Here is a 16,110-nt window from a genome sequence, read left to right as displayed (position 1 = left end):
AGTAGCTAGAGAATATCTTAATCAACAAGATAACTCTGATGATCTTCGAATCTATCAGTTGCGACTTTCAGAACGTCCAGATGAAAGTCAAAACTCAGATCCTGCTGGACGTGGATGGGAAAACGCTTCTAATGCCGCAGTAGTTAACTCTCTTGAGTGTACAGGATTAAAAAACGTACCCTGCTACATTATCAAGGACGTGGATATAATTGTCGAGTTGGAGTTACTCAATAATGAGAACTAGTCATAATTACTAAAAAAACCAACCCCGCCGAAGCGTGTTTGGTTTGAAATTACAGTGGGTGTCCTAATTAGTTTAGTTCGAGTTCGTAGTTCGCTAGTTCGAGTTCGTAATTCGCTAAAGTTCGCCATTTATTAATTAAACTTTGATGACCGCTATTTTGGAATATTTTAACCAACCACGTAATTGAACCTTGGGCCAGTTAAGGTGGGTGTCATATTTAGTTTTCCTAGTTTTCCAACAAGTGCTGTCACCTTCTCGCGTCGCGATGATTAAGCCAAGACCTCTAACCCTTTAGTGGCCACCAAATTAAGCAATTTCAGCGAAGTACCACGAGGTTTTTTACCGCCTTGCTCCCACTGCCTGACCGTTGATGCAGTCGTGTTTAGGTAAGCGGCGAACACAGCCTGACTCACATGGGCTTTTTTACGGATAGCCTGAATGCGGCGAGCATCATAGGCTTCGATTTTTGGCAGGCACAGCGCATCAAACTCGCGCAGCGTTTGCTTATCCATCACGCCTGCATCGTTTAACTCTTTTGCTGTGTCATGTATGACATCTAAGATACTGTCTTTCATCTCATTTCACCTCTACCATGCTGCCCGTTTTAAGGGCTTTTTTCAGTTGAGCATCACTGTAGCCCAACAATTCTTTTGCCAAGTGCTTAAACGCTTTTAGCTCTTTACTGTCGATGTTATCCCGCGCATTTTTAGGAAAGCCATACATAAAAAAGGCTTTGTTCCCCACCTTAAATGCAAGAATAGTTCGCAGGCCGCTGCTCTTACCCTGACCTTCAATGGGCGCACGCTTTTTATAAACATGGCCACCGAGATCAGCATCAATTAACCCTTTTTCCATCTCACTGACGGCCTCTTTAAGGGCATCATCCGTCAGTCCTTCTTTTATCGGCCCACTTCGTGAACCACTTTGATTTATATATGCGCATTTCATTCCCTTCCAACACCCTACACTATAACACTTAGTGACACAGTTTGTATAATCGAAATTGTCATAGCTGATGCACCCGTTTTAACTAAATCAATTATTTTTTCACTTCGGCCCGGCGTTTTAAAAAAATTGTGTCACCATAGGGTGTGACTGGCAGTTATGGACGATGCCGATGTGTCACGCTAAAAATGTCGTAAAACCCGCATTTTTTCATGCCCATTGTTCGTTGTTGTATCTACAACAAATTCAATCTTCCATTATGTCAGTGTCATTCAAGCAACCAAGAGGAATATAAAATGACACTTGATACAAACTACCCGGACATTCATTCGGACATTTACAAACAAGCTGAAACACGCGTGCAAAAAGCGATTCGCTTGCTGCTCAAAGAGGGTCACCCGTTTGAGCCATCCAAGCTCTTGCGCCGTCAGGAGGTGCAATACGCGCAGCGGGATTGCCAAATCCCTGATGATCTCTTACAGATAATCGTCTTCCCGCTAATGGACATCCGCGATTGGATCTGGGAGGAATACGCCGAGCGTAAACTGTGGACGGTGCCTGAGGCTGCCTGCTTGGGTGTGGGCATGGATCCGCTGTGTTACCACCTTGAGCCGGGGCAATATTACAACGGCTGGCGTGAAGAGCGTGAAACCCTGTTAGACGCCATCAAAGATGCGGTATTGCTCGAAGAGTTGGTGATCATTGAGAAAGACGGTGAGCAGTACATCCGCCCTCAGGATTTCTGCAAATGGGCCTACTCGCAAGACTTACTGACTCATGACTTGGTCGGGCCCTTGCGGGCCTTGGCCGCAAAGCCTGCCACAAAAGACTACATCCCCGACTTAGACGAGATGAAAGCCCGTTACGTCAGTAACGCTCAGCAACGTCTGTTCGCGGATGGGCTGTCTCATGCTGAACGCCGACGACGAGATTTGTTTGGATTGACCATTTACGCCAAGTATGACGACCCCACGTTGACCCGTGAGGCCATCGCCAAACTCGCCTGTGAACTGTTGAATGAAGACTGTCTGAAGCTGCCCGGCTTCGGTTTCTCAACCGTGCGTAACGATCTGTACCGCCTTGATGAAGAGCTACAGCACCCAGATCACGCTACGTTGAGATTCTTCAACTCGGTTCCTAGCGAACAAGAGATTATGAGCACAAACCCCACTCACCGGTGGTGGCCGCGCTGGCGCAGCGTCATCGCTCACAAACTCCCGTATCTGGTACTGCCAGAATGATTTCGCTCTGTGCACCGCTACCACGGTGCACAAAGCCTGAATCCCTTGAACTTGTTCACGCAACGGGAGATTTCCCCCATGAATAAACACTTAAACAAAGCCGTAACGGCACGATTCTCTGGCGAGGATCACGCCCGTCTGCAAATTGAAGCAGAGCGCCGTGGTTGCACGGTGGCCGATGTCATTCGAAGCTTTTGGACACATTACCAAGAGCAACAACAATTGCAACAGCTTTTGCTCAAACTTGAACAGCGTCAACGCAAAGTCCAATTTGAGATGCTCTGCACCACCTTGGACTTGGCCGCAGAAGATCACAAACAAGCCCTAAGCCAATCGCACGATAAGGGAGTGAAATTCTAATGAGTACACTACCCACTTCGTATCGTCGCCAAGATTGGGCGAGCATTATCACGGTAGCAGGTATTGTCTGGCTGCCTACCTTCATCGGTCTGCTTATCTGGTCGTGGTCATGGCTTACGCCATGGCCAGCGTTAAGCGTCCATATCGACTATTGGCTGGATAGCGTATCCGGTTTGGTCTTTGACCATTCCTTACGCCCTTGGCTTGGCTACTGGCAAGCATTGATTGAACGTGACTGGCACTGGGTCTTTCACAGCGTGATACACAGTGATAGTAGGGGGTTTCTGACAAGTTGATTTGAGAATTTCTGGCTCTAGGCATCACGGCCACCATATAAACTTTGATGACCGCTATTTTGGATTATTTTAACCAACCACGTAATTGAACCTTGGGCCAGTTATGGTGGGTGTCCTATTTAATTTCCTATTTAATTCAAGTTATGGTGGGTGTCCTATTTAGTTACTTTCCTTTAGTTACTTTCCTTAGTTTTCATAAATGAACACCACCCAACTCTATCTACGATACAATATGGTGAAGAGAATATCGCTCTTCATGGGTAATTCCATTAGTTGCTAATTCTAATCAAAAGTAACTCAACAAACGAGGAGTTTGGTTTCAAGTTACGGTGGGTGTCCTAACAGTTGGCAAGTGCATCGTCAATGGCACCGATAAAAATATAACCTCGATACTTATTCATTGACACATTTATATTCTTTTTACTACAGTTAAAATTTACTTATCAAATTAATGCCATCCCGCCTCCTGATGACGGCTATTTCGGCTTGTTTTAACTAATCTGGTAGTTGAACTTGTGGCCAGTTAAGGTGGGTTCCCTATTTAAACTACCAAGCCTTTAGTATAAGTCACTCAGAAGCGGGCAAAACATACTTTGATTTAATTTTCGATAACTTCACTCGTTTTTAAAGTCGAGAAAATTACATTTAAGCTCGCTTAACAGCCATTTATAAAGATACGAGCTACTGAAGTGCAACCACACGGTGCAAACGATGCGCTTTATATCCACCCACATTTGTCTCTGCATCATGACAGTGCCATGAGGCCGACTTTTGATTTAAGTAAAGGGCATATACAAAACTAATGAGATTGGACTCGTTTGAAGGGACATAACATTTTATATCATTAGACAACCAAACTACCACATGCTCGTTTCCTTCCCATTCGATAATTCCTTTTACCGTTAGTGAGGAGCCACTCGGCGTCCAAGCATTCACGATACTTGAAAATAGAATTAATGCTGTAAATACTGTGATTTTTATCATTTTAATACAAATCCTAATTTTAATCTTTGGAGCTTCCATACTACGTAAAGCTAACAAATCAAATAGCTCTTTGCTACAGCCGTATCTGTGATTAGATACCGTTACGATTTACTACCCACGCTTAATATCATAACTTACTTCTAAACTTGACCGGAGTGGGTGTGCCACAATAAGGTGGCTCCCACTTCTTTACTGGGCATAAATACGACTTATAGTGCACCTGTCAGAAAAATACTTGTCATTTGAGTTTAATTTCACAGCGACAGGTATTTTTGCTAAGTAGGCTGAAAGAGCAAAACTAATCATAGCCTCTCTAGTTTCTGTGTTACGGATTGCCGAGTATGAGCTATTACAATTGGTAAATTCAGAAAATCCCCCTTCCAGTTGAATTTGCACAATATCCTGATGTGAGGGATCGTCGGGACCTGAAAACACTATACTTGTAATTAAACCATCTGCTTTAGTTACGAAAGTACCAAATAAAAAAAAGGCAAATAAGATCCATCTTAACTTCATAATCTAATCCTTTAAAAAATTAACTTATACTAAGCCAATATAATTTTGTTCGGAAGCTGTATTGTCATTCAGCATTTATTGAATTACTCACCTTAATACCATATAGCTAGGAAAGCGCTGAACCTACATTATGTATTTATCGAAGTTCAATTCTATAGTAAGTTTTTGGCGTCCAATTATTCTATCTAATTAGTACGCACAATTATCTTTTGCGCAAAATTGAACAGCAACGGCTTTTTGCCTATCTCTCTCACAGCCGACCAAACGGAATAGTGCTGAACTGTTAGAAGCGACTGCTGCCAGAGCTATTGAAAAACTTCGTTCTAGAGCTGCTTCACTGCCGAGAGTTGTTGCTGACATAATTATCGTTTGCTGAGTGCAATTTTCAGTATTTGGGCCATCCCATTGTACATATACTGAGTTAGCATACGATTCTAATTTAGTAATTTTTCCATAGCTCCAACTTGCAGAATAGCTACTAAAGCTAATTAGAAATAGAGCAAAGCTCAAGAATAAATGTTTAAAATTTATCACGTAACCCAATCCCATATTTATTTGATAATTCACAAATAAAGCTAGCATGTTTATAAGGCCATTAGAATCTTTCATTTATACTTTTATTAATGTACATGTAACCCTGATATTTCAACGTACACAAAAAAATAACATACAAATACTAACCACTCCTTTCATATACAGACAGTTTCTAAATCATCGTTAAGTTCGAAGTAAATATTCATTTAATCAATGTAGAATTAACAGTTAAGTGAACAACCTAATAGCATTAGCCCGGCTAGAAACCCGCTGCATACATTGGCTTTTGCAATAGTTTTCAAGATATTCCAGCTTTCCAGCGGCGCTTGAAAAACAATATTCGAACGTTGTTGCAAGTTCAAACCAATGCTCTGCGGTTAACCCTAAGCGAGCTATAACAGGCGGTTCGGTATCTGCTATCGCTCCTCTTTTATCTTTTCGCACTTGCCTACCAGTTAAATCGACTAACTGAACATAATCCATCAACGAGAATGGCAATCCTTTTGGCATATTCTTTCTTGGGTTACCTACAAACGGCATAAGGTACTTAGGTGCTACCTTGCGTTTTGCAGCATTGAGTCGGTATTGGATACTGGTATGCTTAGCGTGTTCAGGTGTATTTGCCATCTTTGCTCTTACAGGGTTTAAATCAACATAAGTCATGCACGCCATTAATGCTGCTTCATCAAGTAGCGCTTGTGATTTAAATCGCCCTTCCCAAAATCGACCTGTACATTGGTCTTCTTTATTTGCTTGCCGTGCTATGTATTCATTCAAGCAACGCATAAACCAGCTAATATCACATAAGCGCTTTCTCCATACCGCTATCGTTGCCTCAATGGTTTTTAGTTGTGCTTCTCGCATGCGCTCTCGGCTTTCCTCAACCAGATACTGGCGTGTTAACAGCGTGCCGTTAAACACTTTATGCCACCTGGTAACCACTTCCTCAGAGGTCATTGTTTTTATCTTTTCTAAATCAACGTGTAGTACTAAATGCGTATGATTGCTCATTACTGCATAGGCACATACATCAATGGAAAATACTTCAGTAAGGTAGTGAATTCTATCTTCAACCCACTGGCGACGATGCTCATAACTTTGGCTTGTAAGCTTATCTTCACCGCATAAGAAAGCACGGCGTACACAGCGTGATACGCAGTGATAGTAGGGGGTTTCTGACAAGCTGATTTGAGAATTTCTGGCTCTAGGCATCACGGCCACCATATAAACTTTGATGACCGCTATTTTGGATTATTTTAATCAACCACGTAATTGAACCTTGGGCCAGTTATGGTGGGTGTCCTATTTAATTGCTTGAAGTAATTGAACCCTATGACAGTTATCGTGGGTGTCCATGTAACTTTATAAACTTTGATGACCGCTATTTTGGATTATTTTAACCAACCACGTAATTGAACCTTGGGCCAGTTATGATGGGTGTCCTATTTAATTACTGACAAGCTGATTTGAGAATTTCTGGCTCTAGGCATCACGGCCACCATATAAACTTTGATGACCGCTATTTTGGATTATTTTAACCAACCACGTAATTGAACCTTGGGCCAGTTAAGGTGGGTGTCCTATTAGTTCTCTTTTATTGAATATAAACCCCGCCGAAGCTGGATTTGAATTCAAGTTACGGTGGGTGTCCAGTTTAATTAGTGGATATCCCGCTTAACTTGATTTAAGAATTTCTGGCTCTAGGCATCACGGCCACCATATAAACTTTGATGACCGCTATTTTGGATTATTTTAACCAACCACGTAATTGAACCTTGGGCCAGTTAAGGTGGGTGTCCTATTAGTTCTCTTTTATTGAATATAAACCCCGCCGAAGCTGGATTTGAATTCAAGTTACGGTGGGTGTCCAGTTTAATTAACGATGCCTGTCCATAGTAATTACTATGTATTCATTCAAGCAACGCATAAACCAACTAATGTCACATAAGCGCTTTCTCCATACCGCTATCGTTGCCTCAATGGTTTTTAGTTGTGCTTCTCGCATGCGCTCTCGGCTTTCCTCAACCAGATACTGGCGTGTTAACAGCGTGCCGTTAAACACTTTATGCCACCTGGTAAACACTTCCTCAGAGGTCATTGTTTTTATCTTTTCTAAATCAACGTGTAGTACTAAATGCGTATGATTGCTCATTACTGCATAGGCACATACATCAATGGAAAATACTTCAGTAAGGTAGTGAATTCTATCTTCAACCCACTGGCGACGATGCTCATAACTTTGGCTTGTAAGCTTATCTTCACCGCATAAGAAAGCACGGCGTACACACCGTGATACGCAGTGATAGTAGGGGGTTTCTGACAAGCTGATTTGAGAATTTCTGGCTCTAGGCATCACGGCCACCATATAAACTTTGATGACCGCTATTTTGGATTATTTTAACCAACCACGTAATTGATCCTTGGGCCAGTTATGATGGGTGTCCTATTGGCATCACGGCCACCATATAAACTTTGATGACCGCTATTTTCAATTATTTTAACCAACAACGTAATTGAACCTTGGACCAGTTATGGTGGATGTCCTATTTAATTATTGGATTATTTTAACAAGCCACGTAATTGAACCTTGGGCCAGTTAAGGTGGGTGTCCTATTTAATTCATATGTGGAGGCCAATCCCGACAAGCAAACCATGATAATGGCGCAGCGCTGGAAAGACGTTAAACCCTTAAATGATTTGGTGCGCACCGTCTATCAAGACCAAGGTAAGCTAGGCACAGAGAACATTTTAACCGAATGCGTGGTGTCCAATCAGAGTCTGTATTTTGCGTTCTCAAAGGGTGAGCGGGTACGCTTTACCAAGAACGACTATAAGCGCGATTTCACCAATGGTGAGCAAGGCACCATTACTCAGGTGTTACAGCTTGAGGATGATATTCGCTTTACCGTCAAGCTCGATTCAGGCCGTACCGTGAGCTTTTATCAATCGGATTACTCCGATGAGCAAGGCAGACTGCAACTGGTGCAAGCTTATGCCTGTACGGTCTATTCATCACAAGGTGCGACCATCGATGGCGATACCTTTGTGCTGTAAACCACCGCCATGGACAGGGCCGCAAGCTACGTAGCCGGAAGCCGCCACAAAGACCAATGCCACTGGTTCGTGAACGGCCAAGAGCTGGATGCCCAAAGCGGACAGGCCGATAAAGGCCAAACGCCTGATATGGCAACACGGCTGAAAACCTTAGCACGCTGCATGAGCATCAATAAACACAAGGCCATGGCCAGTGAGTACATTGCTGAACAACAAGCCGAAAAGGAGGCACAGCAAGAAGCCAGCAAACAGGCTGAACATGAACTGGCAGCCTAACCCCAGAAACAACAAAGCCTGCCATCGGGGCAAGCTTTGCTTTACATGTCATGGCAAATCAATTTACTACGACCGCTTTGGTCCTATAAGTATCGGGAAAGCACCTCTATTAAATGTGAAAAGTCGCTGCTTTCAAGTAGCTCCTTCTCAATAGATTCGATACTTCCAGTAGACTCCCAAAAATACTCATCAACCTTCATACAGTTAATAATTTTTTGTACAACCTCTAACAGTGAAGCTCCTTCTACAACCTTAATTTCCTGAAACGATATCTCGACCTTTCTTTCCGAAAAGATACTAAATCCGCTAAACCAACCGTGATTTTTCTCAAGCTGTATATCATCAAAATTGATGATATCTCTATTAGAGTCTATTAAAGAAGCTTTTTCATAAAACTTATTACTCAAGGCTGATTTACCACAAACTTTTAATTGTCGTTCATGCTTGATAATTTCTATAGAGCCATCATGACCTAACAACACAGCTGGAAACAACACCCACCCTCCTTAATAATTTTCATTTGCAACTTCATTAGTTAACCTTCCTCCAGCGTAAGCGCTCGCCGCCTTTGCCCACTGAGGAGTTCCATAATAAAGCTTGCCGGCCAAGTTGTATGGGTTTCTTCCTTTACCATGAATGGCAGTATGAACTGCTGCACTTGGCATATTCATCAGATTCCAAGGCTGATTCTTTATTGAATCGGGAAGGTGTTTGAAAGGCCCTTGATTTCTATGTGCAAACCAATGATGTACGTGTTGCCCTTTGGCTGCTTGCCCTGTATTCCCTAACCATCTCCTTGTAGCAGCCCAAGTATGAGATCCTTTTTTCCATGCTGTCCCCATTGCAACCCTCATTCCTGCTCTTGCAATAGCATTAACAAGGAAAACATCGGAGACAGCCATGGCTGAATTAAACACTGCCCATCCATAATTACCATTTTGAAAATCTTCTTTTGCCTGCATTATGGAGCCATATACGGGTATATATTTATGCCATGATGGAGTGACTGTCGATGAATGTCTGGTTGGATTTTGATTATGAGACCCCTTAGATTCACTCCCGTTACTGACTCCACTGTATGTTTGAAGCGCAAGAGTTCCCATTGAACCGATATCGCTAACAGGTATATCTCGTTTTTCATTGCGAGGCTGCCCCTCTGAACCATTACTTTTAGGCTTGTTATCTCGCTTTGAATCTCCCTCTCTACCTTCTTTATTGTGGGTACTTATTACTCCATCAGTCTTACCCTCATCCTTATCACCGCACGATGGTTGATTTCCTCCACAACGAATTACAATCTCTAAAGGTTTTCGTTCTTCCTCAGGAGATTCAGCTGTATAACCTGTAGGATCAACAAATCGTAATGGATTATTCATAACATACGAATATGGATTCAAACCTTGCGAGCCACCATGCACAAAAGGATCAACCGACATAAACCTACCAAGGTTGTAATCATACACCCTGCCATTCATATGAATGATTTCAACTTCATCCAAGTGCTCGTGATCAGTAAAACCACGTCGTGTAGACATATCTACATCTAGTAAATTATTTCCAAGACGAGCGGATTTACCAAAACTTTGCATTAAACTGCCGTCACCCATACGCGGTTTCCCGAACGGGTCATAAAAACGATAGGCCATCACGTTGTTATTGTGATCCATGAGAGTGGTAGCACTTCCCAATCTATCTCTATGTGTAAAGCGTATTTTCTTCTGATTCGTGCCCTCAACAATAACCGCAACATCACTGACATAAGACGTTTGTGTTGTATTTGAGCCTTCTTTTTCAACTTCATACAGCTTATCGATGTAATGCGTAGTGATTGCTTTACCATCTACTGTTCTAACTTGCTTAAATCGCGTCCAATCAGCGTCGTAAGAAAGTGAAACTCGCGAGCCTAGGCGATTAATTACCGTGGGCTTATTCATAACGTTATAAGTAAACTCGGTAACGTTATTTCGCTTAATTAAGTTGCCTTTTCTGTCATAACCAAACGTCGCTGTACCACCGGCTTTAAGTGCCACTGAAGTCACTTTGTTTGTGCCACTTTGATATAAATACGCACTATTGCTATTGGTAGAATAATCCGACTTTTTCTTCAAGTTCCCAACTGCGTCATAACCATAATCGATATAAGTCGTCGTATTACCAACACTGATTGCAGAACGCGTTAACCTTTGCAGATTGTCATAAGAATAAGTATCTCGTTGGGGTGAGCTTACTGCTCGGTTCACTTGGCTACGCAGGTTTCCGTAGCTGTCGTAGTTGTCGTAATCAAGATAGTGTACATTCGAACCATTTGCCGTGACTAAACTCATCAACATTTGGCCCGTTCGTTGGCTATACAAGTATTCACCTTGCTGTTTATTGTTAGCAATACTCGCTTTTTTGATATTTCCTAAACTGTCTTGCTCGTTTATTTTACGATAAACATAGCCACTTGCCGCATTTTTCTCCGTTGTTAAATAGCCCCTGCTATTATAGTCCATAGCGACCTTAAGCCCGTTCGGGTAGGTAATGGACTTAACGAAGCCGTGGCTAGCGTTATAAGCAGTTTTAGTAGAATAAACTGTGCCGTCTATGGAGGTTCTTACTTCGCTGGGTCGTGCCAAACTATCGAAATAAAACTCTTTCGATACACCTGACGCAGATGTTTTTGATAACAAACCACGCTTTCTAGTATCCCACGTAAACGTTGCATTTCCGTCACTAGAATAGCGTTGTTTCACCCGGCCTAATAAATCGTAGTCGTAACGCTGGTAATCACCATTTGCATCAAGTTCATTTTCTAAGTCACTAAATGCGTTGTAGGTAAAGGTGGTTTTACCTTGATTAGGATCGTCAACCCAAAGCTTCCGACCAAAATTATCGTAATGCGCCACTATTTGGTTTCCTGCAGCATCTTCAATAACTACAGGGTTGCCTTGAGAATCATATCCATAACGTGTTACACCACCTTTTGCGTCGGTGGTTTGCATCAGTAAGCCGTTGCTGTCGTGAGAACGGCTCATCGATAAATTATGACCATCGCTAGCATAAGTTTCAATTTCCGTTTTTAGCGCTGAATAAGTATATTCAGTGGTAAAATCTTCGCGGCTATCTACAGCTGGCGTTGTTTTTCCAGTTAGTCTTCCAATAACATCGTAACCAGAAAAGTATGTATAAACCGGAGTACCACCATGGGGCAGGGACTCATGCGTTAGTTGACCTAGCGCGTTGTACCGTTTATCAATGAAGCTCCATTGCCCGCTGCCAAAACCTTCAGTAGCTTCGCGCAAACTTCGGCCTAATTCGTCCATGTACGTTTTTGTTCCAGGCATGCCTGCTTGGCTTGTAGAAACCATGTAAAGCACATGTTGAGAACCTTTTGCACTATCTGGCGAAGAGTAATTAAACGTTTGCTTCGCGACACCAGGCGCATTAATTTCAGTCGGCCTAAATAAACTGTCGTACTTTGTAGAAGTAGCTAACCCATTAGCATCTGTAATTTTTTCCACGCCGCCAAAATATGGACTAGTTTGCGCGGTCGTTACAAGATCATAATTTCCGTTCTCATGAATTGATTTGAAAGGGAAGTACCCCTTAGCACTTTCTGTAGAACCATTATCTGAATAAGTGGTACTTACTGTGCGCGTTTCAACCGCTTTGCTATTCCCACTTCCCTTCAAAACAACGCCTTTTGTTTGCTGCTTTGAGGGTAAACCATAGCTATTGTAAGTAGTCTCTACCACACTACATGGCGTTACGTTTGAAGTGCTTAGGCACTGGCTGCGGGAAAATTTACTGGATGAACCAGTAGAAACAACAACTTTCGGCTTTCTATGTACAGTATCCCACTGTTCTATTTTGGTAGAAGATGAGCGTGAGAAGGTATTGGTGGTTCCCCACAACACTGAGCTATTTTTGGGGCTTAGGTGGGAGGTTGTCGCTTTCCAATTAAGCTTATGCGGCCAATCATTTGAAGCACTATAAGAAGCCGTATTAATGATTTCTAACTCGCTATACTCATCGACCTTTACCGTTCTACTTTTAAGTACGTTGCCTCTTGCGTCAATATCAGACTGCGCAATACTGGTAGTCGTTGCAGATAACTGCGAGTACAAAGAGTTTACGTCGTACTCTCGCTTTATTTGTCTCGCATTGTGAAGCTTATAAGTATTCGTTCCGTTATAAGCTGATGTTTCTACCCAATCGTTGGTCGTAACTATGAAAGGTCTTGTTTGCCCAACTTCTGTTACGCTAGAGGCTTCAACTAACCCAGTCGTAGGGAACATTTGACCAAATTCAACGCCTGAAATGGTTTTAGCTGCTACATTCTCATGAGTAATTTCCCTAAATCCCATGAAGCCGCGTCCCTTCGTGTTGAAAACAGCGCCCTTATAGCGATAAAGATGTTTGTTTTTTCCACCGACTCCATTATCAATATTAAACTCAGCAACGGTATACATACTTGATGCAAAATGAAGGTATTCACCTTCCCCACCCGTTAACTGTTCCGTGTAATCGAAATCGGTTTCATAATAAGGTTGAGCGTTAGTGCCGGATCTATCGTATTCATCACTACTAAGGGGGCGATATTTCCATGTCGCAGACACACCTTTAGGTGCAGAAACCGATTCAAGAAGGTCATGAGGAAGGTAAAGCTCACTGCCTCTTGCCGCCCCTTTATTCCGACTATAATACGCACCATAATTTTCAAAATGAGCGGCCATCACAGTTCCACTTCCAGTATTTTGAAAACTGTTTGTAGGCCACGTCTTAGTATGCAGTGATACTAGATCAGGTAAACCTTTACCATGACTATCTACGAACGCGGATTGATAGCCATGGCCAATATAATTAGTTGATTTTTTTGTTAGTCTGATAGTGCCGTTTGAATCTTGACTAAAGTGAAATGCGTTCCATTTATAAATACTATCGTCATTCTCGCTAGCATTAATGTGCGCAACTGATTCACTACTCGTTCTATACGCCCCATAAATACTATCACCACACCGCCGTTGAATTCGACCATTGTGATCAGTGACTTCCATGCATCCCGTTACTAAGCGTTGCCCTGGCTCAAGCAATTCTGCAATGCCATCGCCATCTATGTCGGCCACTTTGATAGCCTGGCCATACTTAGGTGCGGTAAATTCTGCGTCTCCACCACCAGGAAAGAAAACAAAGGAGTATTTAGTTGCAAGGTTGTCACCTTGAATAAGTTGCTCTTCACCAAACAACCTATTGCCTTTGTTCAGTTTGGCAACTAACAAACTTTCAGTGTCACTGTCTGGATTTTCTTTCCAGCCTATCCAATCTTGCAAACCATCGCCATTGATGTCGGTGAAATAGGTGAAAAAAGTTTTTGACCCCCACGAAGAACCACTAGCAACATATGAAAAAGATGATGTAGTGTAACTATAACCATTACCCGAATTATACAAGAACCCCAATGGCTGAGGCTGAGGATATTCAATGCTGTACTTAGAATTTGTACTATGTTTCGCAATCAATAAATCTGGAGTACTGTCACCATCCATATCGCCCATAAATTGGACAGATGTTAACGGTCTAATTTCTGATGGCCTAGAAACCCTGCCTGTCGATTGAAAAGTATAAACGAGTTTAGGTTGTGCAGAATAAGGCGAAGAAACGTTACCCGTGTGAGAATAAAACCATAATTTAGCGTTTTCATAATCTTCAAACCTGTAAACCATTAGATCTGGCCAGCCATCACCATTGTAATCGGCAATGTTCATAATATGGTCGTCTTGGAAGTTTGAGTAGTAAGTGTTCTTTTTCGCTAATGAAATTCCGGTTGAAAACCAGCTACTTCCATTAGTATTTGATGAATGTTTTAACTGAAGCGTACCGTTGTGGTTTCTCCAATCATCGGTTAAGCCATCTTTGTTAAAATCTCCCTCGGCACAAACCACTACCCTTTTATAAAGGTTCGTATGACAAGGGTTAATTGACTTTGTTGTTGTACCAGTTAACTTACCTTCTGCGTTAACAAAATACCCTTTCCAATCTCTTACGCCATCACCATTGATATCACCTCTGGGAAGTATGTGTTCAATTTTCTTCTCAGACGAATACATCACATTAGAATTGAAACTGAATCGTTCAAAGGCGACTGAAGGCGTATCATCACTCCAATTAAAAGACGTTTTTTCTTTACAGAGTGTTCTTCCTATATAACCGCACTCCTGTACGTTTGACAGCAAGTCGCGTCCAGATGCTCGACTTGCACTATAGCTAAGGTTGTAGCGTTTAACGCGAGAGTTATTGTAAAAGGTGTCGATGTAATCTAATCGTTTTGTGCTTTCTGTTAGTGTGCCCCAAAGATACGAATTTCTGGGCTTACTTTTGTTTTGGTACACAAATACAACTTTACGATTTCCATCTGTAGTGCCATCGCCTGTGTACTTAATACTTGTTAATAATTTTTCGCCTGCACCATAGTTGGTATAGTAATAGCTCATGTGGTTTTTACCACTGACATCTTTAGTCTTATTTAGTAGCCAAGACAGTGTTTTTGATGTGCCACTTGGAGAAACTTTTGAGCCAGTAGTTTGCCCATAATATGAAATTGAACCATCTGGGCTTTTAACTTCGAAATAGGTAGAGCTTGAATCAGTGTTACCTGTTCTTTGAAACACTCTAGTAAAGTTATCAATTTCGAATCTGTATTCGGTATTTGCAAAGCCATATGATCCTGAAACGTTTATCAAGCGTTGACCATTTAAGCAAAGTTTATCGCTAGAATAGCTGAACTTGATTGCTCCAACTACACCATCGTGAGCCAGTGTAGCTGCGCATCGGGAAATTGAATTATTAGCATTGAGAGACCAGCCTACTCCCGCAACACCCACACCTGACCTACTATTGTATTGGAGACTAATATCTGGTTGTATTCCCGCGCGCCCTGGGACAACATCGATAGGGATAGAGTACGCTGCGGCCCCCCCTGAAACACTAGGCGAGCCTGAAGTTTGCCCATTGAAATTTGTAGAAGCAATCGATGCGGCTGAGAATTTCTGCTCAGCTGCGCTGCCGCCTTTAGTAAGCCAATTAGTATTATTAATAGTAGAAACATTGCTGGCAAGATATCCACCATCCGAGGAAGCAAGTAACTGCAACTGCAACTCTTCTCCCGGCAGGTCTATTAAGAAATCACTTAATCCATCGCCATTAACGTCTGCATATTCATATGTAGAACCCGTTTTTATCGTTGGTGATATTGAATTAAATTGTGAAAAACTAATGGCTGTTGAAACCCAACCATTGCCTGAGCGCTTTAACTCTATTATGTCACCATCGTCATAAACGGGAACTATTACAAATCTTGAGCCACTGATAGGGATCCACGTGGGAGAAGCTTTTAAGTAATAAACTCCATTCTTTTCATAAATAGAAGGTTGGTCTTCACTGGCATCTGCAATGCTACTAATTAGCATTAATAACATTGACAAGAGAACTAAAACTGAGCGGCTAATTTGCATTACCGTAATCCTTTACAAACAGAATTCTCAAAATGAGCAATTCAAATAATTTTTATATTTTTATATGTATTGCGATAAATCGCGGTAGCAAAAAGTCGAGTTAGGAGCGATGTTTTTTACCTAACCGGTAATAGCTTAGTCTCATGTACAACCCAATTAATGCAGAT

14 protein-coding genes are annotated in these 16,110 nt (G+C 42.1%); 5 read left to right on the top strand and 9 right to left on the bottom strand.

The window, feature by feature from the left end; all coding sequences use genetic code 11:
• Nucleotides 1-513 precede the first annotated feature (513 nt).
• Complete coding sequence (locus R1T43_RS01350; protein WP_317352041.1) at nucleotides 514-819, bottom strand: DNA-binding transcriptional regulator; 306 nt, start codon at nucleotides 817-819, stop codon at nucleotides 514-516.
• A 1-nt stretch (nucleotide 820) separates the two neighbouring features.
• A complete protein-coding gene (locus R1T43_RS01345) occupies nucleotides 821-1,192 on the bottom strand; it encodes a type II toxin-antitoxin system RelE/ParE family toxin (RefSeq protein WP_317352038.1) in 372 nt (123 codons plus the stop codon).
• 293 nt (nucleotides 1,193-1,485) lie between these two features.
• Between R1T43_RS01345 and R1T43_RS01340 the strand changes: the two genes are divergently transcribed.
• The 3 genes from R1T43_RS01340 (at nucleotide 1,486) to R1T43_RS01330 (ending at nucleotide 3,086) form a co-directional block, all read left to right on the top strand.
• Nucleotides 1,486-2,430, top strand: coding sequence for a hypothetical protein (locus R1T43_RS01340; RefSeq protein ID WP_317352035.1), 945 nt, complete (start codon nucleotides 1,486-1,488; stop codon nucleotides 2,428-2,430).
• A 78-nt stretch (nucleotides 2,431-2,508) separates the two neighbouring features.
• Nucleotides 2,509-2,790, top strand: a complete 282-nt coding sequence (locus R1T43_RS01335; RefSeq protein WP_317352032.1) for a hypothetical protein — start codon at nucleotides 2,509-2,511, stop codon at nucleotides 2,788-2,790.
• Entirely contained in the window at nucleotides 2,790-3,086 is a 297-nt protein-coding gene (locus R1T43_RS01330; RefSeq protein WP_317352029.1) for a hypothetical protein, read from the top strand. Before R1T43_RS01335 ends, R1T43_RS01330 begins: the two co-directional genes overlap by 1 nt.
• Before the next feature lie 681 nt (nucleotides 3,087-3,767).
• Here the strand turns inward: R1T43_RS01330 and R1T43_RS01325 are convergent.
• The 5 genes from R1T43_RS01325 to R1T43_RS01305 form a co-directional block, all read right to left on the bottom strand.
• Complete coding sequence (locus R1T43_RS01325; RefSeq protein ID WP_317352026.1) at nucleotides 3,768-4,070, bottom strand: hypothetical protein; 303 nt, start codon at nucleotides 4,068-4,070, stop codon at nucleotides 3,768-3,770.
• A 189-nt stretch (nucleotides 4,071-4,259) separates the two neighbouring features.
• Nucleotides 4,260-4,586: a hypothetical protein gene (locus R1T43_RS01320; protein ID WP_317352021.1), complete on the bottom strand. Its 327-nt coding sequence runs from the start codon at nucleotides 4,584-4,586 to the stop codon at nucleotides 4,260-4,262.
• A gap of 189 nt (nucleotides 4,587-4,775) precedes the next feature.
• Nucleotides 4,776-5,195, bottom strand: a complete 420-nt coding sequence (locus R1T43_RS01315; RefSeq protein ID WP_317352018.1) for a hypothetical protein — start codon at nucleotides 5,193-5,195, stop codon at nucleotides 4,776-4,778.
• 153 nt (nucleotides 5,196-5,348) lie between these two features.
• Entirely contained in the window at nucleotides 5,349-6,332 is a 984-nt protein-coding gene (locus R1T43_RS01310; RefSeq protein WP_317352017.1) for a transposase, read from the bottom strand.
• Nucleotides 6,333-6,996: 664 nt separating this feature from the next.
• Nucleotides 6,997-7,473, bottom strand: coding sequence for a transposase (locus R1T43_RS01305; RefSeq protein ID WP_317352015.1), 477 nt, complete (start codon nucleotides 7,471-7,473; stop codon nucleotides 6,997-6,999).
• 305 nt (nucleotides 7,474-7,778) lie between these two features.
• Here R1T43_RS01305 and R1T43_RS01300 point away from each other — a divergent pair, with 305 nt between their 5' ends.
• Both R1T43_RS01300 and R1T43_RS01295 read left to right on the top strand, forming a co-directional pair.
• Nucleotides 7,779-8,174: a hypothetical protein gene (locus R1T43_RS01300; RefSeq protein ID WP_317352012.1), complete on the top strand. Its 396-nt coding sequence runs from the start codon at nucleotides 7,779-7,781 to the stop codon at nucleotides 8,172-8,174.
• Nucleotides 8,175-8,183: 9 nt separating this feature from the next.
• Complete coding sequence (locus tag R1T43_RS01295; RefSeq protein ID WP_317352011.1) at nucleotides 8,184-8,450, top strand: hypothetical protein; 267 nt, start codon at nucleotides 8,184-8,186, stop codon at nucleotides 8,448-8,450.
• Nucleotides 8,451-8,533: 83 nt separating this feature from the next.
• On the opposite strand, the gene R1T43_RS01290 is transcribed toward R1T43_RS01295, so the two are convergent.
• Together R1T43_RS01290 and R1T43_RS01285 are read right to left on the bottom strand one after the other, a co-directional pair.
• The gene (locus tag R1T43_RS01290) at nucleotides 8,534-8,947 is read right to left on the bottom strand and encodes a hypothetical protein (protein ID WP_317352008.1); all 414 of its coding nucleotides are present in this window, start codon (nucleotides 8,945-8,947) and stop codon (nucleotides 8,534-8,536) included.
• A 9-nt stretch (nucleotides 8,948-8,956) separates the two neighbouring features.
• Nucleotides 8,957-15,943 carry a SpvB/TcaC N-terminal domain-containing protein gene (locus tag R1T43_RS01285; protein WP_317352005.1) on the bottom strand — a complete coding sequence of 2,329 codons (6,987 nt, stop codon included), beginning with the start codon at nucleotides 15,941-15,943 and terminating at the stop codon, nucleotides 8,957-8,959.
• Nucleotides 15,944-16,110 lie beyond the last annotated feature (167 nt).

Origin of the sequence: Alteromonas sp. CI.11.F.A3, assembly GCF_032925565.1 — a bacterium.
In the GTDB taxonomy this organism is placed as follows: Bacteria; Pseudomonadota; Gammaproteobacteria; order Enterobacterales; family Alteromonadaceae; genus Alteromonas.
Note: the sequence above shows the minus strand (reverse complement) of the source record. Positions and strands in the feature narration are given on the sequence as shown.